This is a genomic window from Streptomyces sp. NPDC033966 (assembly GCF_055575955.1).
This window is the reverse complement of record NZ_JBVIRQ010000002.1, coordinates 652,819-676,149: the sequence shown is the minus strand read 5'-3', so window position 1 is coordinate 676,149 and position 23,331 is coordinate 652,819. Positions and strand designations below refer to the sequence as shown.

At 70.3% G+C, this 23,331-nt stretch carries 18 protein-coding genes; 11 read left to right on the top strand and 7 right to left on the bottom strand.

What is annotated here, in order from left to right:
* Positions 1 to 140 precede the first annotated feature (140 nt).
* On the bottom strand, positions 141 to 1,217 hold the full coding sequence (locus ACZ518_RS08555; RefSeq protein ID WP_469112250.1) for a LacI family DNA-binding transcriptional regulator: 1,077 nt from the start codon (positions 1,215 to 1,217) through the stop codon (positions 141 to 143).
* A gap of 315 nt (positions 1,218 to 1,532) precedes the next feature.
* Here ACZ518_RS08555 and araD point away from each other — a divergent pair, with 315 nt between their 5' ends.
* Together araD and ACZ518_RS08545 are read left to right on the top strand one after the other, a co-directional pair.
* Entirely contained in the window at positions 1,533 to 2,276 is a 744-nt protein-coding gene (araD, locus tag ACZ518_RS08550; RefSeq protein WP_469112249.1) for an L-ribulose-5-phosphate 4-epimerase AraD, read from the top strand.
* Between the two features lie 368 nt (positions 2,277 to 2,644).
* The gene (locus tag ACZ518_RS08545) at positions 2,645 to 5,116 is read left to right on the top strand and encodes a glycoside hydrolase family 9 protein (RefSeq protein WP_469112248.1); all 2,472 of its coding nucleotides are present in this window, start codon (positions 2,645 to 2,647) and stop codon (positions 5,114 to 5,116) included.
* Positions 5,117 to 5,231: 115 nt separating this feature from the next.
* Here the strand turns inward: ACZ518_RS08545 and ACZ518_RS08540 are convergent, their stop codons facing one another.
* The 6 genes from ACZ518_RS08540 to ACZ518_RS08515 all read right to left on the bottom strand — a co-directional run bounded on the left by ACZ518_RS08540 (position 5,232) and on the right by ACZ518_RS08515 (position 13,348).
* Positions 5,232 to 5,663 carry a VOC family protein gene (locus tag ACZ518_RS08540; protein WP_469112247.1) on the bottom strand — a complete coding sequence of 144 codons (432 nt, stop codon included), beginning with the start codon at positions 5,661 to 5,663 and terminating at the stop codon, positions 5,232 to 5,234.
* A 101-nt stretch (positions 5,664 to 5,764) separates the two neighbouring features.
* A complete protein-coding gene (locus ACZ518_RS08535; RefSeq protein WP_469112246.1) occupies positions 5,765 to 7,207 on the bottom strand; it encodes an endo-1,4-beta-xylanase in 1,443 nt (480 codons plus the stop codon).
* Between the two features lie 328 nt (positions 7,208 to 7,535).
* On the bottom strand, positions 7,536 to 8,507 hold the full coding sequence (locus ACZ518_RS08530) for a glycoside hydrolase family 6 protein (protein WP_469112245.1): 972 nt from the start codon (positions 8,505 to 8,507) through the stop codon (positions 7,536 to 7,538).
* 96 nt (positions 8,508 to 8,603) lie between these two features.
* A complete protein-coding gene (locus tag ACZ518_RS08525) occupies positions 8,604 to 10,109 on the bottom strand; it encodes a glycoside hydrolase family 43 protein (protein WP_469112244.1) in 1,506 nt (501 codons plus the stop codon).
* A complete protein-coding gene (locus ACZ518_RS08520; RefSeq protein WP_469112243.1) occupies positions 10,106 to 12,325 on the bottom strand; it encodes a glycoside hydrolase family 3 N-terminal domain-containing protein in 2,220 nt (739 codons plus the stop codon). The genes ACZ518_RS08525 and ACZ518_RS08520 overlap by 4 nt, the downstream gene beginning before the upstream one ends.
* Positions 12,326 to 12,334: 9 nt before the next feature.
* Positions 12,335 to 13,348 (bottom strand): LacI family DNA-binding transcriptional regulator, encoded by a 1,014-nt coding sequence (locus ACZ518_RS08515; protein ID WP_469112242.1) that lies wholly within the window; start codon positions 13,346 to 13,348, stop codon positions 12,335 to 12,337.
* Positions 13,349 to 13,578: 230 nt separating this feature from the next.
* Between ACZ518_RS08515 and ACZ518_RS08510 the strand changes: the two genes are divergently transcribed.
* The 9 genes from ACZ518_RS08510 to ACZ518_RS08470 all read left to right on the top strand — a co-directional run bounded on the left by ACZ518_RS08510 (position 13,579) and on the right by ACZ518_RS08470 (position 23,287).
* A complete protein-coding gene (locus ACZ518_RS08510; RefSeq protein WP_469112241.1) occupies positions 13,579 to 14,871 on the top strand; it encodes an extracellular solute-binding protein in 1,293 nt (430 codons plus the stop codon).
* A 76-nt stretch (positions 14,872 to 14,947) separates the two neighbouring features.
* On the top strand, positions 14,948 to 15,853 hold the full coding sequence (locus ACZ518_RS08505) for a carbohydrate ABC transporter permease (RefSeq protein ID WP_469112351.1): 906 nt from the start codon (positions 14,948 to 14,950) through the stop codon (positions 15,851 to 15,853).
* On the top strand, positions 15,850 to 16,680 hold the full coding sequence (locus ACZ518_RS08500; protein WP_469112240.1) for a carbohydrate ABC transporter permease: 831 nt from the start codon (positions 15,850 to 15,852) through the stop codon (positions 16,678 to 16,680). The genes ACZ518_RS08505 and ACZ518_RS08500 overlap by 4 nt, the downstream gene beginning before the upstream one ends.
* A gap of 93 nt (positions 16,681 to 16,773) precedes the next feature.
* Positions 16,774 to 18,111, top strand: a complete 1,338-nt coding sequence (locus tag ACZ518_RS08495; RefSeq protein WP_469112239.1) for a glycoside hydrolase family 30 protein — start codon at positions 16,774 to 16,776, stop codon at positions 18,109 to 18,111.
* A gap of 29 nt (positions 18,112 to 18,140) precedes the next feature.
* Positions 18,141 to 19,187, top strand: coding sequence for a glycoside hydrolase family 10 protein (locus ACZ518_RS08490; protein ID WP_469112238.1), 1,047 nt, complete (start codon positions 18,141 to 18,143; stop codon positions 19,185 to 19,187).
* Positions 19,184 to 20,230 (top strand): Gfo/Idh/MocA family protein, encoded by a 1,047-nt coding sequence (locus tag ACZ518_RS08485; protein WP_469112237.1) that lies wholly within the window; start codon positions 19,184 to 19,186, stop codon positions 20,228 to 20,230. Before ACZ518_RS08490 ends, ACZ518_RS08485 begins: the two co-directional genes overlap by 4 nt.
* A complete protein-coding gene (locus ACZ518_RS08480) occupies positions 20,227 to 21,087 on the top strand; it encodes a DUF6807 domain-containing protein (RefSeq protein ID WP_469112236.1) in 861 nt (286 codons plus the stop codon). Before ACZ518_RS08485 ends, ACZ518_RS08480 begins: the two co-directional genes overlap by 4 nt.
* Complete coding sequence (locus ACZ518_RS08475; RefSeq protein WP_469112235.1) at positions 21,039 to 21,821, top strand: cupin domain-containing protein; 783 nt, start codon at positions 21,039 to 21,041, stop codon at positions 21,819 to 21,821. The genes ACZ518_RS08480 and ACZ518_RS08475 overlap by 49 nt, the downstream gene beginning before the upstream one ends.
* Positions 21,821 to 23,287 (top strand): non-reducing end alpha-L-arabinofuranosidase family hydrolase, encoded by a 1,467-nt coding sequence (locus ACZ518_RS08470; RefSeq protein ID WP_469112234.1) that lies wholly within the window; start codon positions 21,821 to 21,823, stop codon positions 23,285 to 23,287. Before ACZ518_RS08475 ends, ACZ518_RS08470 begins: the two co-directional genes overlap by 1 nt.
* Positions 23,288 to 23,331: the final 44 nt, after the last annotated feature.

The window sequence follows — 23,331 nt, the reverse complement described above, 5'->3', positions numbered from 1 at the left end:
CGTTGCCGCTGTCCGGTGCCGCAGGGGCACCGGGCGGCGGCTTTCGTGCCCGCGGCGCCCTGCCCCGTACGAGGTGCCCCCGGGACCCGGCTTCCCGTCAAAGGGGCGACGGCCGGGCGAAGGTGCGGGTCAGCCGGGGGTCACGTGCCGGGGGGAACGATCCTGCGGGCCGTGCTGGCGCGCACGATGAGCTCGGGCGCCACCACCAGGTGCGTCGACTCGACGGTCCGGCCTTCGATGTGGTCCAGGAGCAGCCCGATGCTGTCGCGGCCGATCGAGGCGAAGTCCTGACGGATCGTCGTGAGCGGGGGCGGGAAGAACTCGGCCTCGGGGATGTCGTCGAAGCCGGCGACCGCCACGTCCTCCGGCGTGCGCAGGCCGGCCTCCCGCAAGGCCCGGAGGACACCGAGGGCCATCTGGTCGTTGGCGACGAACACCGCGGTGAGGCCCGCGCCCCGCCCGCGTGACGCCCGGAACCGACCCGCGAGCTGCTGGCCGGCCTGGTATCCCGACAGCGGACTCCAGTCGCCGCGCAGCAGGGGCGGCACCTCGGCGCCGGCATCTCGGAGCGCGTCCTCCCATCCGCGGGTGCGGGCCTCGCTCTCGAGCCAGTCGGGAGGGCCCGCGACATGCCACACGGTGGCGTGGCCCGACGCGAGAAGATGTTCCGTGATCATGCGAGCGCCGAGGCTCTGGTCCAGCGACACACCCGGCAGGTCGAGGGTGTGGCCGCCTTCCACGGTGACCACCGGGCACGGTGCTTCCAGTGACGCCAGGGCCCGCACCGCGGCGCGCTGGGGAGTGACGGCGACGATCCCCTCCACGCCCCACCCGGCGAGGTGCTGCATGGCTTCGGCGAGGGCCGTCTGCGTGGCGGTGCGAAGCGTGACGGCGGACGTCAGATAGCCGCGGTCCCGAGCCGCCTCTTGAACTCCCGCCACGGTGCTGGCGGGCCCGTGCAGAGTGGTGTTCACCGCGATGACGCCCAGCGTGTGGGTCCGGCGAGTGGCCAGGGCGCGGGCTGCCGAGTTGCGGCGGTACCCCAGCTGCTCGATGACCTGCGTCACGGCGGCCCGGGTCTTGGCGCTGACGTTCGGGTGGTCGCTGAGCACCCGCGAAACGGTCTGATGGGACACGCCGGCGACACGTGCGACGTCCGTCATGGTGGGCGCTCGCGAGACGTCTGGGAGCTGGGTCAACTCTCTTCCTTTCCTCATCGAGCGGCCTTCCCTCAAGGTACCGAACCGGCCGCGGCCCGCGCATATGTCGGACCGGCCGGGAGTTCGTCGATTCGTCGATCAGGATTGATGTGGGCGTTCACATTATGCAGCGTTGGTCGCATGGAGTGGGCATGAATCTTCTCGTATCTCTTGAGATCACCGCGTGTTAGCGTTAACAATTTGAGCGGGGTAGCCGGTGGAATGGCCTGGCGCGGCCCCCGATCAGTCCAGCCCGCTCATGCGCGACCGCGGGCCGGCGGGACGCCGGCCCGGGGAAACCTCCGCGCATGTCAGACAGACGGTGAGAGCGTAGTGAGCGAGACCATCCTCAAGGACCTCCGTCGCGAGGTCCTCGCGGCCAACCTGCGCATCCCGGAGGCCGGTCTGGCCACCCTCACCTGGGGAAACGTCAGTGGAGTGGATCGAGACGCCGGCGTCTTCGTCATCAAGCCGTCCGGGGTCTCCTACGCCGACCTCACCGAGGACGACCTGGTGGTCGTGGCGCTGGAGGACGGGCGGGTCGTCGACGGACACCTCAGGCCCTCCACCGACACCGAAACCCATCGGTGCCTCTACCGGGCCTTCCCCTCCATCGGCGGCGTCACCCACACGCACTCGGCGCACGCCGTCGCCTTCGCCCAGGCACGCCGCCCGATCCCCGTGCTCGGCACCACACACGCCGACACCTTCAACGGGCCCGTCCCCGTGACGGCGGACCTCACCGCCGAGCAGTGCGCGCAGGACTACGAGTACAACACCGGACAGGTGATCGTCGCCCTGCTCGACGGAGACCCCCGCCGGGCCGACGAGGTCCCCGGCGCGCTCGTCTCACGGCACGGCCCCTTCACCTGGGGTGCCACCGCGAAGGCCGCGCTGGAGAACGCCATCGTCTGCGAGGCCGTGGCGGAGATGGCGCTGCACACGCTGGCACTGGGCTCCCGCCTCGGAGACACCTCCGAACCGCCGGGGCATCTGCTGGAGCGGCACTACACCCGCAAGCACGGACCGGACGCCTATTACGGCAACTCCCCTCACACCCCTGCCCCGGGACTCTGAGGCTGCGCACCGCCCCCCCCGGCGCGGCGACCCGCGGCAGGCTGCCGACGGCCCGCGGCCCGCGGCGCCGGCGGGGGAGGGGTCGTCGGGCGGTCGCGAGGTGCCGTCGCCCGCAGCGCGTGACCTCGCCGCGCGGAGTGAACGCCTCACGGTCGCCGGTGTCCGGGCATCCAGGTGGCCGACCGGTGCGCTGGACGGCACCTCGATCCCGGCCGACGGTGGGTGGGGCTGTGGTGGCAGTGGGCCTGTTCTCGGATGCGGTTCGCTCAACTACCGGTTCGTACCGGTGGGTTGACGGGTCCATCAGGTGCCTGGCTTGATTGGGAGCGCTCCCACTCTGCCCCTCACCCACCGAGGAAGGCTTCACCGTGCCCCCAGTCACCTCCGCCCGCGGCGTGCCACGTCGCGCGGCCGCCGTGCTCGCCGGCTTCGCGCTGGCGGTCGGCGGCCTGTCCGCGACCGCCCTCACCGTTCCGGTCGCGGCTGCCGCCACCGTGGCCGCCGCTGCCGACTCGCCCGTCCGGGTCAACCAGCTCGGCTACCTGCCCGACGGCCCCAAGCGGGCCACCGTGGCCAGCTCCGCGACCGCCCCGCTCGCCTGGCAGCTGCGCGACGCCTCCGGCGCGGTGGCCGCTTCGGGCGCCACCGCGGTGCGCGGCGCCGACCAGGCGTCCGGCCAGTCCACGCACCTGGTCGACTTCGGCGCGTACACCGGCACCGGCACCGGTTTCACCCTGGTCGTCGACGGCCGGACCAGCCACCCCTTCGACATCTCCGCGTCCCTGTACGACGGACTGCGCGCCGACAGCATGTCGTTCTTCTACCAGCAGCGCAGCGGCATCGCGATCGACGCCGCCCTGGCGGGCGGCAGCGCATACGCCCGCCCCGCCGGCCACCTGGGCGTCGCCCCGAACAAGGGCGACACCGGCGTCCCCTGCCAATCCGGGGTGTGCGACTACCAACTGGACGTGCGCGGCGGCTGGTACGACGCGGGCGACCAGGGCAAGTACGTGGTCAACGGCGGCATCTCGGTCTGGGAGATGGTCAACTCCTTCGAGCGGGCCCGCCGTTCCGGCGGCGAAGCGGCGCTCGGCGATGCGACGCTGCGGGTGCCGGAGCGCGGCAACGGGACGCCGGACGTGCTGGACGAGGCCCGTTGGGAGTTGGAGTTCCTGCTGCGGATGCAGGTCCCGGCCGGGAAGCCGATGGCCGGGATGGCCTTCCACAAGATGCACGACGCCAAGTGGACCGCCTTGCCGACCCGGCCGGAACTGGATTCCGAGCAGCGTGAGTTGCACAAGCCGTCGACTGCCGCGACGCTGAACCTGGCGGCCTCGGCCGCGCAGTGCGCCCGGGTGTACGCGCCGTACGACGCCGCGTTCTCCGCGCGCTGCCTGGATGCGGCCCGTCGAGCCTGGACGGCCGCCAAGGCCAATCCGAACGTGCTCGCCCCGGCGGGCGACAGCACCGGCGGCGGTGCGTACGAGGACGCCGACGTCTCCGACGAGTTCTACTGGGCGGCGGCGGAACTCCTGGCCACCACCGGCGAGTCCCAGTACCGGGACGCCGTCACCTCCTCCCCGCACCACGCCAAGCCCGTCGACGCGTTCTGGTGGGGCGGCACCGCGACGCTCGGCCGCATCACCCTCGCCACCGTCCCCGGCGTGACCCTGCCCGCCGACGACGTGACCCGGCTGCGCGGCCTGCTGACCACGGCCGCCGACGGCCATCTGTCCACGATGTCCGGACAGGGCTACGCGGTGCCGCTCCCCGCCACCGGGTACGTGTGGGGCTCCAACAGTTCCGTCACCAACAACGCGATGGTGCTGGCCGTCGCGTACGAGATCACCGGGCAACAGCGTTACCGGGCCGGAGCGCTGGAGTCCTTGGACTACCTGCTCGGCCGTAACGCCCTCGACCTCTCCTACGTCACCGGCTACGGCGAGCGCCACTCCGAGAACCAGCACCACCGGTTCTGGGCGCATCAGAACGACGCCTCGCTGCCGCACCCGCCCGCCGGTTCCTTCGCGGGAGGGCCGAACGCCGGCCTGGAGGACCCGGTGGCCAAGGAGAAGCTGGCGGGCTGCGCACCGGCGGCGTGCTACGTGGACGACATCGGCTCGTACTCCACCAACGAGGTGGCCATCAACTGGAACGCCTCGCTGGCCTGGCTGGCGGCCTTCGCGGCCGAGCGGCGCGGCGCCCCGGCGGCGCCCGCGGTCCAGGTGGCACCGGCGGCCGTGACGGTCCCGGAGGGCGGCTCGGCGACGGTGGGCGTGCGGCTCTCGGCCGCGCCCGCGCAGAACGTGACGGTGACGGTGGCCCGGAACTCCGGCGACGAGGACCTGTCGGCGGCCGCGACCCTGGTCTTCACCCCGGCCAACTGGGCGACGGTGCAGCAGGTTTCGGTCCTCGCCGCGCAGGACGCCGACGCGTCGCCGGGCAGCGCGGCCTTCACGGCCGGTGGTCCTGGCGTGCAGCCGGCGACGTTCACGGCGACGGAGGCGGACGACGACGCGCCGGCCTCCTCCTGCACGGTGGCGTACCGGATCGACAACGCCTGGGGCAACGGTTTCACCGCGACGGTGACCGTGAGGAACACCGGAACCTCGACGATCTCCGGCTGGACCCTCGGCTGGAGCTTCGCGGGTGATCAGCGGATCAGCAACGGCTGGAACGCCACGGTGACCCAGTCGGGCAGCACGGTCACCGCCCGGGACGCCGGGTGGAACGGCACGCTGGAGCCCGGCGGCAGCGTGGGCTTCGGCTTCCAGGCGACGTATTCGGGCACCAACGCGATCCCGGCGCGCTACACCCTCAACGGGGCACTCTGCTCCTGAACGGTCACCACGACGAAGGAGTGGAGCCAGGATGATCCTGGCTCCACTCCTGACGATGCGCCAGCTCGCCCCGCTGTTTAGTTGCCGGGCTGGAAGCGCGAGCACACCTGAGAGGTCAGTCGAGGCAGAACTCGTTGCCCTCGATGTCCTGCATCGTGATGCACGACTCGTTGACGCCATCGGCGCGCTGCGTCAGCACGTGTTTCGCGCCGAGCGCCATCAGCCGTGCGCATTCGGCCTCGAGTGTGGCCAGGCGCTCGTCACCCACGAGGCCGGTACCGACCCGCACATCGAGATGCAGGCGGTTCTTGACGACCTTGCCTTCGGGAACCCGCTGGAAGAGCACGCGCGGGCCCACACCCGAGGGATCAGTGCACCCGAAGTAGATCTCATCCTCAGGTGGCAGGGAGTGGTGGTACTCCTCCCACGTGGTGAAGCCCTCCGGGACTGTCGGTACGACGTACCCCAGCACCTCGCACCAGAAGGCGGCGAGGCGGGCAGGTTCCGCGCAGTCGAAGGTCACTTGGAACTGCTTGATCGTTGACATCGGCGCACGATAGCAGGGGCCCCGCTCATCTCCCCGGGCGGGACCCAGGATCCGATCTCAGCCGACCGGTCCCGCGCCGAAGGCCAGTTGCGGGACAGCCCTCAGGTGCGGGTCCAGCGCTGGTTGCTGCCGCCCGAGCAGGAGTAGAGCTGGATCAGGGTGCCGTTGGCGGTGCCGGTGCCGGCGGCGTCGAGGCAGAGTCCGGACTGGACTCCGACGATGGACCCGTCGGAGTTGAGGCGCCACTTCTGGTTGTCGCCGCCCCAGCAGTTGTAGATCTGGACCTTGGTGCCGTTGCCGGTGCCGGCGGCGTCCAGGCACTTGTCGCCGTAGACCTTGAGCTCGCCCCCGGCGGTGTAGGACCACTGCTGGTTGGTGCGGTTGTTGCAGTCCCACAGGTTGAGCTGGGTGCCGTCGGCGGTACTGGCACCGGGCACGTCCAGGCAGCGGCCCGAACCGACGCCCTTGACCGGTCCGGACCCGGGCGTGGGAGTCGGAGTGGGGGTGGAGGAGCCGGAGTTGAGCGCGTTGAGCACGGAGGTGTAGGCGGGCTTCTTGTTGCCGTTGCCGTCGAACAGCAGCGGCGATTGCTCCGACCGCCAGGAGTCGGTGTCGCGCACGCCCCAGACGGTGATGCCGAGGCAGCGCGGGACGGCCAGGCAGTCGTTGGTCACGTTGGCGTAGGTCGTGGGCGAGGCGCCCTGGATGTCGAGTTCGGTGACGGCCACGTCGACGCCGAGGGCGGCGAAGCTCTGCAGGGTGGTGCGGAAGTTGCTGTTGTACGGGCTGTCGTTGTTGAAGTGGGACTGGAAGCCGACGCAGTCGATCGGCACTCCGCGCTGCTTGAAGTCCCGGACCATGGCGTACATGGCCTGGGTCTTGGCCCAGGTCCAGTTCTCGACGTTGTAGTCGTTGTAGCAGAGCTTGGCGGCCGGGTCGGCGGCCCGCGCGGTGCGGAAGGCGACCTCGATCCAGTCGTTGCCGGTGCGCTGCAGGTTGGAGTCGCGCCGGGCCCCCGAACTGCCGTCGGCGAAGGCCTCGTTCACGACGTCCCACTGGACGATCTTGCCCTTGTAGTGGGCCATCACGCCGTTGATGTGGTGGGTCATCGCCTGGCGCAACGCGCTGCCGCTGAGGTTCTGCATCCATCCGGGCTGCTGCGAGTGCCAGGCCAGGGTGTGGCCGCGTACCTGCTTGCCGTTCTGCACCGCCCAGTTGTGGACGCGGTCACCTGCGGCGAAGTTGAACTGGCCCTGCTGGGGTTCGGTGGCGTCGATCTTCATCTCGTTCTCGGGCGTCACCATGTTGAACTCGCGGCCCGCGATCGTCGTGTACGCCGAGTCGCCCAGCCTGCCCGAGGCGACGGCGGTGCCGAAGTAACGGCCGCTCTGCGCCGCCGCGCCACCGAGCGTGCTCTCGGCGGCGTGTGAGGCCGGCGGAACCACCAGCATGGCGGCCGAACCGAGGACGCCGGCGACCAGCGCCGTGCGAAGAACGCCGGTCTTCCGGCGGACGGTGGATGGGGGAATGGCATGTGAGCCCATGAAAGAGCCTCCAGGACAGAAAGCACGGAAGGATCGGAGCGCGGCAGGGTGCATCCGCGTGAACGACGCCCGCGTCCATTGACAAAGGACGCTCACCGCCGGGGTGTGAAGATCCAAGGCCGGCACCCGGCACCCGGACACAGCCGGGGGGCATCGCCTCGGGCCTCAGTCTGGAAACACCGCAGAAACATGTCAAGACTTTCGAAAGGCTTTCGGAAATCCGGCCCCTCTGTACAGCCCAATAGCCGCTTTTCATAAAGCGATTCTCGTCGAAACTATTTCGACGAGAATCGCTCGACCGCACTGCTGCTGAAAGATCGGGTGAGGGTCAGTAGCCGTAGATCATCTTGTAGGCGACCTCCGGCAGGAACTGTCCGGCCGAGGAGCCGGTCCCGACGCCGCAGTTGCCGTCGGACTCGCCGGGGATCTTGATCCACAGCAGCATCTCGGCACCGCCGCCGCGCTGGGTGGGAGTACCGATCCGGCGGCCGGCGGGGTTGCACCACTCGCCGTTGGAGCCGTTGCCGTTGCGGCTGGTGTCGACGACGAACGGCTTGGTGTAGCCGTAAGAGCCCAGGGCGGAGTTGACCGCGTTGCCGTAGGCGGTGTTCTGGTCGGTGGTGAAGTAGTTGGAGACGTTCAGTACGAAGCCGCGCGCCCCGCCGACCCCGGCGGCGGCGAGCTGCTGCGCCATGGTCGAGGCGCCGATCCAGCCGGGGTTCCCGGCGTCGAGGTAGACCCAGGTGTTGGGTGCCTTGGCATTGAACTGGGCGATCGCGTTCTTCAGCATGGCGTTGCGCTCGGCGATCTGAGCGGCTGTCATGCAGCTCTCGTGGCCGAGCGCGTCGGGTTCGAGGACGACGACGGCCGGGCGGCTGCCGATGCCACTGGCGAAGGCGGCGATCCAGGCGTCGTACGCGGCGCGGCTCCCGGCGCCGCCGCCGGAGTGACCGGCGCAGATGTCCCGGTTGGGGATGTTGTACGCGACCAGGACCGGCAACTTGTCGTGGGAGTCCGCGCGGCCGACGTAGGCGCCGGTGGCGGCGCCGATGTCGCCGCTCCAGTTGCCGAACCAGCGGGCCGCCGGGGTGTTGGCGATGGACGTCCGGATCGCCGCCGCCCGCCCGTCGCCGGGGTTCGCGTTGGTCCACCGCAGCGCGGAGTTGTCGGGGTCGGTGTAGAAGCCGCTGGTCATGGTGGTCGGGTCGGCGGCGTACGCCAGGCCGGCGTTGATCAGGCCGAGACCGGCGGTGAGGGCACCGGCCAGCAGGGCGGATGCGGCGCGGACGGACTTGCGCATGGTTCTACCTCCGGAGGGGGTGGGGAGTAGTTCTTCCATGGAGCGGCTGCCCCGGGCGCACCCCGATCCCGGCGCGGTCCCGCTGCCGCACGAGTGCTAACGCCTGCCCGGCGGTTCCTGGGGGCTCGGGTACGTGATGTCGAACCGCGTGAAGTGGGCTTGGCTGGTGGAGGGACGGCCGTTGGAGGTGGCGTAGAGGCCGAGCTGGATGCTGGTGAACAGCGGGGTGAGGAAGGTGGCTTCGACGGTGGTCAGGTCCTGCCAGGCTCCGTCGGGTGCCGCGTGGGCGAAGGTGTGGCTGAAGCCGCGGATGCGGACCCCCAGGCGAACGGGGCCCGGGGGGACGGGAACGCCGGCCAGGACCTCGGCCCCGCGGCGGAGGCTGAGTCCTTCCGCGGTGCGGAGGAAGAGGAGATGGGCGTCGTCGTCGAGGACTACGGCGAGGCCCGCCTGCTCCTCCGGTGCGGTGGGGGTGAAGTGCAGTTCGGTGGAGACGTCGCAGTCGGGCTGTTCCTGGGGGCGGGCCAGCAGGGACGGGGTGGTGCGTTCGCCGAGGCGTTCGTGGCGGAGCCGGAGGCGGAGCCCGTCGCCGGTGGTCCAGAAACGCTCCGGCGGTGTGCGCAGGCTGCTCCAGTCCGCGGAGAGCGTGGCGAAGTCGTCGTGGACGGTGCGGCGGAGGCCGGTGTGGACGACGGGGGAGAAGACCGGCCAGCCCGCGTCCCAGGTGATCCGGCTGAGGAAGGTCTCGCGGCCGAGGGCGGAGCCGGGGCGGACGCCCAGGAGGACGGCCCGCCAGTCGCCGTTCGGGGTCTGGACGAGGTCGGCGTGCCCGGTGCAGGTGACCGGACCCTCGGCGGGCGGTAGCACCGGATTGCCGGGGGCGCCCTCGTAGGGGCCGGTCACGCGGTCGGCGCGGGCGGCCACCACGCTGTGGTCCACATCGGTGCCGCCCTCGGCGGTGACCAGGAGGTAGGTGCCGCCGGTCTTGTAGAGGTGCGGGGCTTCCGACCATCGGGCGCCGGGGTGGCTCCCCGACCACAGGACGTGCTCGGGTCCCGTCAGCCGTCGTTCCCGGGGAAGGTATTCGCGCATCCAGATCTCGGTGCGGCCCGCGGCCTCGTCCACCACGCGGGCGGCGGTGAACCAGGCCCGGCCGTTGCCGTCGCCGTCGCCGTCGCCGTCGCCGTCGCCCTCGCCCTCGCCGTCGTCCGGCACGTCGTCGAAGAACAGCGACGGGTCGAAGCCCTCGCCCTCCAACCAGTGGGGCTCCGACCACGGCCCCGCCGGGTCGGTCGCGGTGACGACGAAATGACCCGGGCCGTCCATCAGCGTGCAGACGAGGTGGAAGACCCCGTCATGGTGCCGGATCGTCGGCGCGAACAGACCCCGGGAGGGCTCGCACCCGTCGAGGTCGAGCTGGGACGCCCGGTCGAGCGCGGAGCCGATGCGCCGCCAGTTCACGAGGTCGCGGCTGTGGAACACGGGAAGGCCCGGGAACCATTCGAAGCTGGACGTCACCAGGTAGTAGTCCGCTCCCACCCGGCAGACGGACGGGTCGGGCCGGAACCCGGGCAGCACGGGATCACCGTGGTAACCGGTCATGGAACCGGGGCGATCTCGACCGGCACGGACAGCACCCGGTCGGCCGCGGGGTGGCGTACGGGGCCCTCCAGAGTGAAGGAGCCCTGGAGCGGAAGATCGCCGCTGGACCGTCCGACGGCCACGCCGATCTCCCCGGGCTCCACTCTTCTGCGCAGGTCGAGCCCGGTGAAGGAGGTCCGGTCGGCATGGACCGAGAAGGTGACCCGGGCGGCCGCGCCCGGCCGGAGCTCGACCCTGGCGAATCCGGCGAGCCACCGCTGCGGCCGGACGACGGACGCCACGGGGTCGGAGAGGTACAGCTGGACCACCTCGGTCCCGGCCACCTCACCGACGTTGCGCACGGTGACCGACACGGCGGCGGCCCCGTCCGTCGCGGCGACGGGATCCACCGAGAGCTCCGAGCAGGTGAAGCTGGTCCAGCTCAGGCCGTGGCCGAACGGGAACAGCGGGGTCGGGTCCACCGAGCTCCAGTCGGTGTGCCCGCCGAGCCTGGCGTGCAGATAGGTGCCGGGCTGGCCGCCGACCTGGCGGGGGATGGAGACGGGCAGCCGCCCGGACGGTTCCGCGGCACCGCTGATGATCCGGGCCAGCGCCGTCCCGCCCTCCTCGCCGGGGAAGAAGGCCTGCACCACGGCCGATGCGCGCTCCGCCAGCGTGCCGAGCGCGTAGGGCCGTCCGGAGACGAGGACCAGGACGGTCGGCACCTCCGAGTCCAGAACGGCGGAGGCCAGTGCGGCCTGGCCGCCGGGCAGGTCGAGGGTCTCGGCGTCGCAGCCCTCTCCGGAGGTGCCCAGGCCGAACATGCCGGCCCGGTCCCCGAGCACGAGCAGGTTCACGTCCGGATCCTCCGCGGTGACCGTGAACCCGGCGGCGGTGAGCGCCTCGCCGAGCGTCGGGATCTCCAGCCCGAGGTCCCCGGGCAGCGCGACGTGGTTGGGGAAGGAGTAGCAGCCGAGGAAGGACTGGGGGTCGTCGGCGTACGGTCCGCTGATCGCGACCCGGCACGGCCGCAGCGGCAGGATGCCGTCGTTGGCGAGCAGCACGGTGGACCGTTCGGCCAGGAGCCTGGCCAGTGCCCGGTTCTCCGGCGGGTCGAGGTCGACCGGCTCCGGCTTGACGGGTTCCCAGTCGGGGTCGAGCAGGCCGAGCTCGGCCTTCTGGAGCAGGACCCGTTCCGCGGCCCGGTCGATGAGCTCCTCGGGCACGCTTCCCGCCCGCACGAGCTCGGTCAGCGGCTCGCCGTAGCACCGGGCCGTGGGCAGCTCGACGTCGATTCCGGCGGTCAGCGCCAGCGCGCCGGCCGCGCCCCGCGATCCGGTGACACCGTGCCGGGTCTCCAGGAAGGAGACGGCGTAGTAGTCGGCGACGACCACGCCGCTGAACCCCAGCTCGTCCCTGAGCAGTTCGGTCAGCAGCCGTGCGTCGGCGGCCACCGGAACGCCGTCCACGTCGGTGTAGCTGTTCATCACCGACCGGGCGCCCCCCTCGCGCAGCGCCCGTACGAAGGGCTCCACCAGTACGTCGGCGAACTCGCGCGGTCCCGAGGCGACGGGGGCCATGTTCCGGCCGCCGCGCGAGGCCGAGTACCCGGCGAAGTGCTTGAGCGTCGCCACGATCCCGGCGCCCTCCAAGCCCTGCACATAGGCGGTGCCGATCGCTCCGACGAGATAGGGGTCCTCGCCGATGCACTCCTCGGTCCTGCCCCACCGGTAGTCGCGGACCACGTCGAGCACCGGAGCCAGCCCCTGGTGTACGCCGACCCGCCGCATCCCCGCACCGATGGCGGCGGCCATCCGGCGCACGAGTCCGGGATCGAAGGAGGCGCCCCAGGCCAGTGGCCCGGGGAAGACCGTCGCTCCGAACGTCATGAACCCGGTGAGGCACTCCTCGTGGGCGACCGCCGGTATCCCGAACCGGCCGGCTCCGGTCACCTGCCGCTGGAGCGAGGCGAGCCGCTCCATCCCGGCTTCCGCGGTGATCGGCGCGGTTCCGTACACCCGGGTGAGCTGGCCGAGGCCGTGGGCGACGATGTCGTCGAGGCCGGGCGCGGACTCGCCGGATTCGTCCTCCATCGGCGCGACGGGTGCGCCCGGATCCGAGGGAAGCGCCCAGAAGCCGGCGAGCTGACCCGCCTTCTCCTCCAGCGTCATCCGTTTCAGCAGATCGGCGACTCGTAGGGACACGGGCATGAGGGGGTCACGCCAGGGCTCGGTCAAGGAGTTCTCCTAGGAGCGGGGCGGGGCGGTGGAGAGCCGGACCTTGAGCTCGGTCGAGAGCTCCATCCGGGGGCTGACCAGGGGCTGGCCGTCCAGGAGCTGGAAGAGTGTGCGGGCGGCGAGCCGGCCCATCTCCTCCAGCGGCTGACGCACCGTCGTCAGCGGCGGGGACAGCCATTCGCACATCGGCAGGTCGTCGAAGCCGACCACGCTGAGGTCCTGCGGGACGCTCAGCCCGGCCTGCCGGGCGGCTTCGTAGACGCCCATCGCCTGCTGGTCGCTGCCGGCGAAGACGGCGGTCGGCGGCTCGGGGAGGGCGAGCAGTTCCCGGGCGCGCTGGAACCCGCCCTCGTGCTGGAAGTCACCGAACCGGATCAGGTCGCGGTCGACCTCGATCCCGGCCCGCTCCAGCGCGGCGCGGTACCCGTCGATGCGGGCCTGGCTGCAGAGCATCTCCTTGCGCCCGCCGATCGCGGCGATCCGGCGGTGCCCCAGCTCCAGCAGGTGTTCCGTGGCGGCGAGGCCGCCCGCCCAGTTGGTCGCGCCGATGCTCGGCACACCGTTGCCCGGCAGGTCGATCGGGTCGATGACCACGAGCGCCACCCCGGCCTGTTCGACCTGGGCGCGCTGGGCCTGGGTGACCGAGGCGGTGACGAGGATGACGCCGTCGCTGTGGTGCAGGACCGGCAGTGCGGCCCAGCTCGAAGGCGTGGCCTCGCCCGGCGGGACGAGCGATACGACGGTGCCGACGCTCCGCTGGGCGCACTCGGCTTCGACGCCGCGCAGTATCTCCACTGCCCACGCGCTGTCCAGACCGCCGATGATCAGGTCGACCAGGCCGGACCTGCGGGCCCTGGCCTGCGCGCCGGGGTGGAGGTAGTTGTGGGAGCGCAGCAGGCTCTCGATCCGTTCGCGTGTCGCGGGTGCGACGTCGGAGCGGCCGTTGACCACCTTGGACACGGTGGCCTGGGAGACCCCCGCCTCAGCGGCGATGACGGCCAGGGTCGGGCGCTGCTCGCTCAATTCTCTCCTCCGCGCGGACGCCTTGGGTTGGCGACAGGTATCGCAAACTTTCGAAGAGTTTCCGGTCGTCGTGACCTGGTTGTCAACCCACAAGAGGGCTACTGCAGACGGCAAATTCGGTGAGAAGCCTTGACCGGGGGGCTTCACGTTCCTAGTTTGTGGCAGCACCAATTCGAGAATGTTACGAAACATTTTCGAACCGAACCGGCATTCCCCACCCCGGAGGTCCCATGGCCAGCACACCCCCGAGTCGGCGAAGCTTCCTCGCGCTCTCGGGCCTGACCGCTCTGTCCGTCTCGCTCACCGCGGCCTGCGGCGGCGGGGGCTCCGGCTCGGGGTCGGCGGCAGACGGCAAGGTGGCCTTCGCGTGGTGGAACATCGCCACGACGGAACCGGGCAAGTCCCTGTTCCCGCAGATCTCCTCGGCGTTCACGACCGCTCACCCGAACATCACGATCAACACGACCTCGTTGGAGAACGAGGCGTTCAAGTCCAAGCTGACGGCCAACACTTCATCGGGCAAGCTCCCCGATGTCTTCCAGACCTGGGGCGGCGGCGTTCTGCGGCAGCAGGTCGACGCGGGGCTGGTCGAGGACCTCACCGAGGCGTTCGGCTGGTCGTCCGAGCTCACCCCGGTCTCGCTGCAGGCCTATCAGTTCGAGGGCCGGACCTACGCGGTGCCCTACGACGTCGGCATGGTCGGCTTCTGGTACAACAAGAAGCTCTTCGCCCAGGCCGGGATCACCGCTCCGCCGGCCACCTGGGCCGAGTTCCTCGAAGACGTCAAGAAGCTCAAGGCGGCGGGCGTCACTCCGATCGCCCTCGCGGGCAAGGAGAAATGGCCGGGCCACTACTACTGGGCCTACCTCGCGATGCGCGTCGCGGGCCTCCCCGCGCTGCAGCAGGCCGCGACCACCAAGGACTTCACCGGCGCCGGCTTCGTCCAGGCGGGCGCCCACCTCAAGGAACTGGTCGACCTCCAGCCGTTCCAGACGGGCTTCCTCGGCGCCGGGTACTCCACCCCCGGCGGCCAGGCCGCGACCATGGGCAACGGCAAGGCCGCCATGGAGCTGATGGGGCAGTGGGCACCGTCGGTGCAGAAGGACGCGGGCGCGGACCTCGGAGCGGACCTGGGCTTCTTCCCCTTCCCGACGGTCGACGGCGGCGTCGGCCGGGCCACCGAGGTGTTCGGCGGTGGCAGCGGCTTCGCGCTGCGCAAGGGCGCCCCGAAGGAGGCACTGGACTTCCTGAAGTTCTTCGTGCTGGAGAACGAGTCCAAGCTGCTGGCCTCCAACGGCTACCTGCCGGTGGTCAAGGGCGCGGAGAGCCAGCTCACCGAGCCCAACAGAAAGGTGGTGGCCGACAGCCTGGTCAAGGCGACGGGCTTCCAGCTCTTCCTCGACCAGGCCTACCCGCCCGCGGTGGGCCAGGAGGTCAACGACAGCGTCGCCGACCTCATCGCGGGCAAGAAGACGCCCGAGCAGGTCACCAAGTCGATCACCGAGGCTGCGAAGGGTGCCTAGCTCCGTGTCCACCCTGACCGAGGAGCGGACGAAGGGCGCCGTGCCGGCGCGCCCGCCCGCCCCGGCACGGTCGCTCCTGCGCGGGTGGAGAAGCTGGGCGTCGGTCGCCTGGTTCCTCGTCCCGGCTCTGGTCCTCTTCCTCGTCTTCGTCCTCGCCCCGATCGTCGTCGCCGTCTACACCGGCTTCTTCAAGTGGGGCGGGGTCGGCCCCCTGGACGACTTCATCGGCTTCGAGAACTACGCCACGCTCTTGCGCGATCAGGTCTTCCTCGGCGATCTGAGGCGCGGGCTGTACCTCATCGCCCTGTCGATCACGGTGCAGTTGCCGTTCGCGCTGTTCACCGCGGTCCTGCTCAACCAGCGGCTGCGCGGCCGGGCCGTCTACCGGATGCTGTTCTTCGCGCCGTACGTCCTGTCCGAGGTGGTCACGGCGGTCCTCTTCACGATGATCTTCCTTCCCGGTGCCGGAATGGCCGACCACCTCGCCGGCGCCCTCGGCCTGGAGGGGCTGCAGGGGAAGTGGCTCGCCGATCCCTCGACGGTCATGCCGACCCTGTTCGTGGTCATGACCTGGAAGTACTTCGGCTTCCACATGATGCTCTTCCTCGCCGGACTGCAGAGCATCCCGAACGAGATCCTGGAGGCCGCCTCCATCGACGGCGCGGGCGCATGGCAGCGCTTCCGGCACGTGACGCTGCCGCTGCTCGGCCCGACGATCCGGATCAGCGCCTTCCTTTCGATCATCGGGGCCATCCAACTCTTCGACCTGGTGTGGGTCATGACGGCGGGCGGGCCCAACCACTCCTCCGAGACCATGGCGATCTCGATGTTCCAGTTCGGGTTCAAGCGCTACCAGGTCGGCTATGCCAGTGCGATCAGCGTGGTGCTGTTCATGATCAGCCTGGTCTTCTCCCTCTTCTACCAGCGCTACGTGCTCCGCCGTGACCTGAGCGGGGCCGTCACCCCGGGAGGTGGCCGATGAACGCACGCAGGACGGCACGAGGCCTGTCGCTGCACGCCGTGGTCTGGCTGATCGGCGCGTTCGTCGTCGTGCCGCTGGTCTACGCGGTGATCTCCGGGTTCAAGAGCACCGGCGAACTGACGACCAACCCGTTCGGGCTGCCCGGACACTGGAAGGCCGGCAACTACACCGGCATCCTCGGCGACGGAATGTTCTGGCGGCAGATCGCCAACAGTGCGGGCATCGCGATCGGCACGACGTGCTGCACGGTGGCGGCCTCCGCGATGGCGGCGTTCGTGCTGGCCCGCTACGCCTTCCGGGGCAGGGAGCTGTTCTACACGCTGTTCACGATCGGGCTCATGTTCCCGTTCGCCGTGGCCGTCCTGCCGCTGTTCCTGCTGCTGCGCAACTTCGACCTGCTCGACAACCCGCTCGGAGTGATCCTCCCGCAGGCGGCCTTCGGGCTCCCCATGACGATCATCATCCTGCGCGGCTTCTTCCGGACCATCCCGGCGGAGGTCGAGGAGGCGGCCATCATGGACGGCTGCGGCAAGTTCCGCTTCTTCTGGAAGATCCTGCTGCCGATGGCGCGTCCGGCGCTCGGCACCGTGTCGGTGCTGGCGATCGTCGCGAGCTGGAACAACTTCTTCCTGCCGCTGCTGGTGTTCAACGACCCGAAATGGCAGACCATCCCGGTCGGAGTCCAGCAGTTCCAGGGCCAGTACTCGACCGACTACGCGCTCGTCCTCGCCTACATCGTGCTCGCCATGGTCCCCGCCCTCGCGTTCTACGCCGTCGCCGAGCGGCAGTTGATCGGCGGCCTCACGGCGGGCGCCACCAAGGGCTGACCCGTCCCGCCCGACCTCCACCCCCGAGGAGACATGGTGAAACGTCTGATCGCAGTGGCAGTCCCATTTTTGTTAGCGCTAACATCGCAGGCCGTGGCCGCGCCCGCCCCCGCCCCAGCCCCCGCGCGCAACGGCATCGACTTCCGCACGGCGCTCCAGCCCATCGACGGATTCGGCTTCTCGATGGCCTTCCAGCGGGCCGACCTGCTGCACGGCGCGCGCGGCCTCAGCCCGGCCAAGCAGCGCGAGGTGCTCGACCTGCTGCTCAGCGAGGACAAGGGCGCGGGCCTCTCGATCCTGCGCCTGGGCATCGGGTCGTCGACCGACAGGGTCTACGACCACATGCCGACGATCCTGCCGGCCGATCCCGGCGGGCCGGACGCCCCACCGAAGTACGTCTGGGACGGCTGGGACGGCGGCCAGGTCTGGCTCGCCAAGGAGGCCAAGGCCTACGGCGTCAAACGGTTCTACGCCGACGCCTGGAGCGCCCCGGCCTTCATGAAGACCAACGGGAGCGAGAACAACGGCGGCGAGCTGCGGCCCGAATGGCGTCAGGCCTACGCGGACTACCTCGTGCAGTACGCGAAGTTCTACCGTCAGGAAGGCATCGGGATCACCGACCTGGGATTCACCAACGAACCCGACTGGACGGCGACCTACGCCTCGATGCGGTTCACCCCGCAGCAGGCCGTCGACTTCCTCAAGGTGCTCGGGCCGGCCGTCCGCGCATCTGGACTGAAGGCCGGGCTTGTCTGCTGCGACGCCGCGGGCTGGGACCGGCAGGTCGCGTACACCGAGGCCATCGAGGCGGACCCCGCCGCCGACGCTTCCGTGCGGACCGTCACCGGCCACCGCTACAGCGGTCCGACCGCGGTCCCGCAGCCGACCGACAAGCGGGTGTGGATGTCGGAATGGTCTCCGGACGGCGCCACCTGGAACGAGAACTGGGACGACGGCAGCGGCTACGACGGTCTCGCCGTCGCCGCCGACATCCAGAACACCCTGACCGTCGGCAACGCCAGTGCCTACGTCTACTGGACCGGCGCGTCCCTCGGAGCGACCCGCGGGCTCATCCAGCTCGCCAACCCCGGCGACGACTACCGGGTGTCCAAGCGGTACTGGGCGCTGGCCGCCTTCAGCCGGTTCATCCGCCCCGGCGCCGTCCGCGTGCCGGTCACGAACGCCGACCCGGCACTGCGGATCACGGCCTTCCGCAACTCCGACGGCAGCCGCGTGATCGAAGTCCTCAACACCGCGACCACCGAAAGCTCCGCCGAGTTCTCCCTTCGCGGCGGGCACGACCGGCACCCCGACGGCTACGTCACCGACGGTACCCGCTCGATCACCCCGGCCGACATCGTCTCCACGCACGGCACGACCCTCACGGCGACGCTCGCCCCGCGCGCGCTGACCACGATCGTCCTCGACTGATCCGCCCGCACCCCGAGGAGCAACCCGTCATGTCCCTTCCCGTGTCCCGGATCCTCACCGCCCTGTCCGCCGCCGTCTGCCTCTCGGCCGGCCTCGCCGCAGCGCCCGCAGCCGCCGAGCCCCGTCCCAGGACGCTCGGCGAACTGGCCGCGAAGCACCACAAGTACTTCGGCTCCGCCACCGACAACCCCGAGTTCACCGACGCCGCCTACCTGAAGCTCCTCGGCAGCGAATTCGGCCAGACCACCCCCGGTAACGCCATGAAGTGGTACGCCACCGAGCCCGAGCGCGGCGTCTTCGACTTCACCGACGCCGACAAGGTCGTCGCGTTCGCCAAGGCCCACCACCAGAAGGTCCGCGGCCACACCCTCATCTGGCACAACCAGCTCCCCGCATGGCTCACCGAGCGCACCTGGAGCGCCGACGAGCTGCGCGCCGTCCTCAAGAACCACATCCAGACGGAGGTCCGGCACTTCAAGGGCCAGGTGATCCACTGGGACGTCGTCAACGAGGCCTTCAACGAGGACGGCACCTACCGCGAATCGCTCTTCTACAAGACGCTCGGCCCCGGCTACATCGCCGACGCCCTGCGCTGGGCCCACGAGGCCGACCGGCACGCCAAGCTGTACCTCAACGACTACAACGTCGACGGCATGGGCCCTAAGAGCGACGCCTACCACACCCTGATCAAGCAGCTGAAGGCCGACGGCGTCCCGGTGGACGGCTTCGGCATCCAGGGCCACCTGGCGCTCCAGTACGGCTTCCCAGGCGACGTCCGGCAGAACATGCAGCGCTTCGCCGACCTCGGGGTCGACGTCGCGGTCACCGAGCTCGACATCCGGATGGCCCTCCCCGCGACCCCGGAAAAGCTCGCCACCCAGGCCACCTGGTACGCCGACTACGTCAAGGCCTGCCTGGCGGTCAAGAAGTGCGTCGGAGTCACCATCTGGGACTACATGGACAAGTACTCGTGGATCCCCTCCGTCTTCCCCGGCGAGGGCGCGGCGCTGCCCTACGACGAGAACCTGCTGCCCAAGCCCGCCTACCACTCGATCAAGGAGGTGCTGGGCGGATGATCAGGACGGCGATCGTCGGAACGGGCGGGATCGCGGGCATCTGCCACGTTCCGGCCCTCCGCGCGCAGGCGCACCGGGTCCGGATCGTGGCAGCCGTCGACGTGGACGCCGCGCGCGCCGAGGCGTTCGCGGCCGAACACGGCGTCCCCGCGGTCTACACCGACCTGCACACGATGCTGGGGGAGCAGAGCCCTGACCTCGTGCACCTGTGCACGCCTCCCTTCCTGCACGCCGAACAGGCCGTGGCCTGCCTGGAGGCGCAGGCGTGGGTGTGGTGCGAGAAGCCGGTGGCCCGGTCGCTGGCCGAGCTCGACCGGATCCGCCGCGCCGAAGGGCCCGCCTTCGCGGGCGCGGTGTTCCAGCACAGGTACGGCTCGGGGGCCCGGTACCTGCGCGACCGGATCACGGCCGGCACCCTGGGCCGTCCGCTCGTCGCGCAGTGCGTCACCGCGTGGTACCGCGACGACGCCTACTACGAGGTCCCCTGGCGCGGCACCTGGGAGAGCGAGGGCGGCGGCCCGACCCTGGGCCACGGCATCCACCAGATGGACCTGATGCTCGCGGTGCTCGGCGAATGGACCGAGGTACGCGCGATGGCCGGCCGCCTCGCGCGCGAAGTCCAGACCGAGGACGTGTCCGCGGCCCTGGTCCGGTTCGACGACGGAGCCATCGCGACGGTCGTCAACAGCGTCCTCTCCCCCCGCGAGGAGAGCTACCTGCGCTTCGATCTCACCGACGCCACGGTCGAGCTGCGGCACCTGTACGGCTACTCCAACGCGGACTGGACCTTCACCACGAGGTCGCCGGGCGTGAAGTGGGAGCCGCCGGACGACGTGCCCAGCTCGCACACCGCCCAGCTCGCGGCCTTCCTGGACGACTACGAGGCGGGGATCCGGCCCGATCTCGGCAGGCCCACCATGGAACTGGTCACCGCCCTGTACAAGGCCGCGCTCACCGGCCTGCCGGTCCGGCGCGGTGAGATCGACGCGGCCGACCCGTTCTACGGCTCGCTCAGCGGAGGGCGCCCGGGGGTGTTCCGGTGACGTTCGAACTCCTCCAGAACGAGGACTCGCTGACCGTCCGGGCTCGCGACGTCGACCTCTTCCGGTACGTGCACCGGTCGGTCATGGACCCCTTCGAGGCGCCGAAGCCCTACCTGCATCCGGTACGCACGCTCGCCGGCGACGTGGTCACCGGGTACCGGCCGCACGACCACCGCTGGCACAAGGGCATCCAGATCACGGCGTCGTGGGTGTCGGGGCAGAACTTCTGGGGCGGCGGCACCTACCTGCGCGGCCAGGGCTACGTGGACCTGCCGAACCTCGGCACGATGCACAGCCTCGCCGTGTCCGCCGAAACGGGCCACGGCCGCGCCGTGATCACCGAAGCCCTGGCCTGGATCACGATGGCGGGGGAGCGCGTGATCGACGAGCGCCGCACGCTCACCGCACACGACGTGGGGGCCGACTTCTGGACCCTGGACGTCACCACCGCGCTGACCAACGTCCGCGACAGCGGTCTGGTGTTCGGCAGCCCCGGCACGCAGGGCAGAGAGCTCGCCGGATACTCCGGCCTGTTCTGGCGCGGCCCGCGCGAGTTCGCCGGCGGCGAAGTGATCGGCCCCGCGATGGGCGAGCAGGGCGACTGGCTGGCCTTCATCGGCACCCACGACGAGGTCGACCGCTCCTCCACGCTCCTGTTCCTGGACGATCCCGACGCCCCCTGCCACTGGTTCGTCCGCAGCGAGCCCATCCCCGCCGTCAACCCGTCCCTGGCGTTCGACAAGGAACTGCCCCTGGCGCCGGGCGACACCCTGTCGCGCCGCTACCGGATCGTCGTGGCCGACGGCGCATGGACCCCCGGGCGCCTGTCCCGCCACATGGCGGAACACCCGTGGTGACCCCGTTCCCCGGCGGCGTGGGGATCTCCGGGCTGACCGTCTACGACTGGGAGGCCGCCGACGGGCTGTGCGGCGGCACGCCCCACATGCACCTCGTCTGCTCCGAGGCCTACGTCGTCATCGCCGGCGCGGGCAGCGTCCAGACCCTCACCACCTCCGCCTTCACCGACACCCCGCTGCTCCCCGGCGACGTCGTCTGGTTCACCCCCGGCACGATCCACCGCCTCGTCAACGACGGCGGCCTGCGCCTCGTGGTGCTCATGCAGAACAGCGGACTCCCCGAGGCGGGCGACGCCGTCTTCACCTTCCCCGCCCCTGTGCTGGCCGATCCCCACGCCTACCGCCGGGCGGCCGGCCTGAGCGGCGACCGTTCCGCGGCAGCGCGCCGCCGCCGCGACCTGGCACTCGAGGGTTTCCTGGCCTTGCGCGAAGGCGGGCTGCAGGAGTTCCACATCGCGGCCCACCGCCTGAAGAGCGAACTCCTGGACGCCTGGCGGATCCGCTGGCGTGACGGCGCCCTGGCCGCAGCCCTCACGACCGGCCGTCAGCTGGAACGGCTGAAGGCCGGAGACCTCTCCCACCTCGACCACGGCGCAGTGTCACGGCTGGAGCGCCCGGAGCACCAGTGCTTCGGCATGTGCGGCCGGCTCGACACCTATTCCGTACCTGACTTCCCGACGCGGCCCCTCCGCGGTGCGTCGGGGCCGACCCACCTCCCAAAGGAGCTCTTCTGATGCGGTTTCGCCATCCACCCCTGATCCTGAGTCTCGTACTCGCGGTCCTGTCGTCCTTGCTGCTCGGGGCCACTCTCCTCAGTGCCCCGCCCGCCGCCGCGGCGACCGTCGACCCCAATGCCTCGTATGCGCTGGTCAACCGCAACAGCGGCAAGGCCCTTGACGTCTACAACCTGGCGACCAGCGACGGCGCGCGCATCACCCAGTGGACCAGGAACGACCAGAACCAGCAGCTGTGGCAGTTCGTCGACTCCGGCGGCGGCTATTACCGCATCAAGTCCCGCCACTCCGGCAAGGTGCTGGACGTCCAGAACCGCTCCACCGCGAACGGCGCCGCGATCGTCCAGTGGACCGACCTGAACGGCACCAACCAGCAGTGGCGGCTGGCCGACAGCTCGGACGGGTACGTGAGGCTCATCGCGCGCCACAGCAACAAGGCCCTCGAGGTACAAGGCGGCTCCACCGCCGACAACGCGAACATCGTCCAGTACGACGACTGGGGCGGCACCAACCAGCAGTGGCAGCTCGTCCCGGTCGGCGGCGGCACCCCCGGCCCGTGCAGTCTTCCGTCGACCTACCGCTGGGCATCGACGGGCGCGCTGGCGCAGCCCAAGTCGGGGTGGGTCTCGCTCAAGGACTTCACCGTCGCCCCCTACAACGGCAAGCAACTCGTCTACGCCACGACGCACGACACGGGGAACAGCTGGGGCTCGATGAACTTCGGCCTGTTCTCCAACTGGTCGGAGATGGGATCGGCCGGCCAGAACACGATGTCGACCGGCACCGTCGCGCCGACGCTGTTCTACTTCGCGCCGAAGAACATCTGGGTGCTCACCTACCAATGGGGTGCGACCGCGTTCTCCTACCGGACGTCGAACGACCCCACCAACCCGAACGGCTGGTCATCACCGCAGGAGCTCTTCTCCGGAAGCATCGGCGCCGGAGCCGCACCCATCGACCAGACGATCATCGGTGACGACCAGAACATGTACCTGTTCTTCGCCGGTGACAACGGCAAGATCTACCGGGCGAGCATGCCGATCGGGAACTTCCCGGGCAGCTTCGGCTCGTCGTACACGACGGTCATGAGCGACACGGTGAAGAACCTGTTCGAGGCGCCGCAGGTCTACAAGGTCCAGGGCCAGAACCAGTACCTCATGATCGTTGAGGCTCGGGGTGCGAATGAGCAGCGCTACTTCCGCTCGTTCACGGCCTCCAGCCTGAACGGCTCGTGGACCCCGCAGGCCGCCACCGAGAGCAACCCCTTCGCCGGCAAGGCCAACAGCGGTGCCACGTGGACCAACGACATCAGCCATGGTGAACTGATCCGCACCACCGCCGATCAGACCATGACCGTCGATCCCTGCAACCTGCAGTTGCTCTACCAGGGACGCAGCCCCAGCTCCGACGGCGTCGACTACGGCCTCCTGCCCTACCGGCCGGGTCTGCTGACACTGCAGCGCTGACGACGTGACGCGGGTCCGGCTCCGGAGCGGAGCCGGACCCGCGT

What these genes read in the sequence shown, in the direction of transcription:
- ACZ518_RS08555 (WP_469112250.1), bottom strand. Translation starts at nt 1,217, where the DNA reads ATGAGGAAAGGAAGAGAGTTGACCCAGCTCCCAGACGTCTCGCGAGCG.
- ACZ518_RS08525 (WP_469112244.1), bottom strand. Translation starts at nt 10,109, where the DNA reads ATGACCGGTTACCACGGTGATCCCGTGCTGCCCGGGTTCCGGCCCGAC.
- ACZ518_RS08485 (WP_469112237.1), top strand. Translation starts at nt 19,184, where the DNA reads ATGATCAGGACGGCGATCGTCGGAACGGGCGGGATCGCGGGCATCTGC.
- ACZ518_RS08530 (WP_469112245.1), bottom strand. Translation starts at nt 8,507, where the DNA reads ATGCGCAAGTCCGTCCGCGCCGCATCCGCCCTGCTGGCCGGTGCCCTC.
- ACZ518_RS08540 (WP_469112247.1), bottom strand. Translation starts at nt 5,663, where the DNA reads ATGTCAACGATCAAGCAGTTCCAAGTGACCTTCGACTGCGCGGAACCT.
- ACZ518_RS08475 (WP_469112235.1), top strand. Translation starts at nt 21,039, where the DNA reads ATGGACCCCCGGGCGCCTGTCCCGCCACATGGCGGAACACCCGTGGTG.
- ACZ518_RS08510 (WP_469112241.1), top strand. Translation starts at nt 13,579, where the DNA reads ATGGCCAGCACACCCCCGAGTCGGCGAAGCTTCCTCGCGCTCTCGGGC.
- ACZ518_RS08470 (WP_469112234.1), top strand. Translation starts at nt 21,821, where the DNA reads ATGCGGTTTCGCCATCCACCCCTGATCCTGAGTCTCGTACTCGCGGTC.
- ACZ518_RS08535 (WP_469112246.1), bottom strand. Translation starts at nt 7,207, where the DNA reads ATGGGCTCACATGCCATTCCCCCATCCACCGTCCGCCGGAAGACCGGC.
- ACZ518_RS08490 (WP_469112238.1), top strand. Translation starts at nt 18,141, where the DNA reads ATGTCCCTTCCCGTGTCCCGGATCCTCACCGCCCTGTCCGCCGCCGTC.
- ACZ518_RS08500 (WP_469112240.1), top strand. Translation starts at nt 15,850, where the DNA reads ATGAACGCACGCAGGACGGCACGAGGCCTGTCGCTGCACGCCGTGGTC.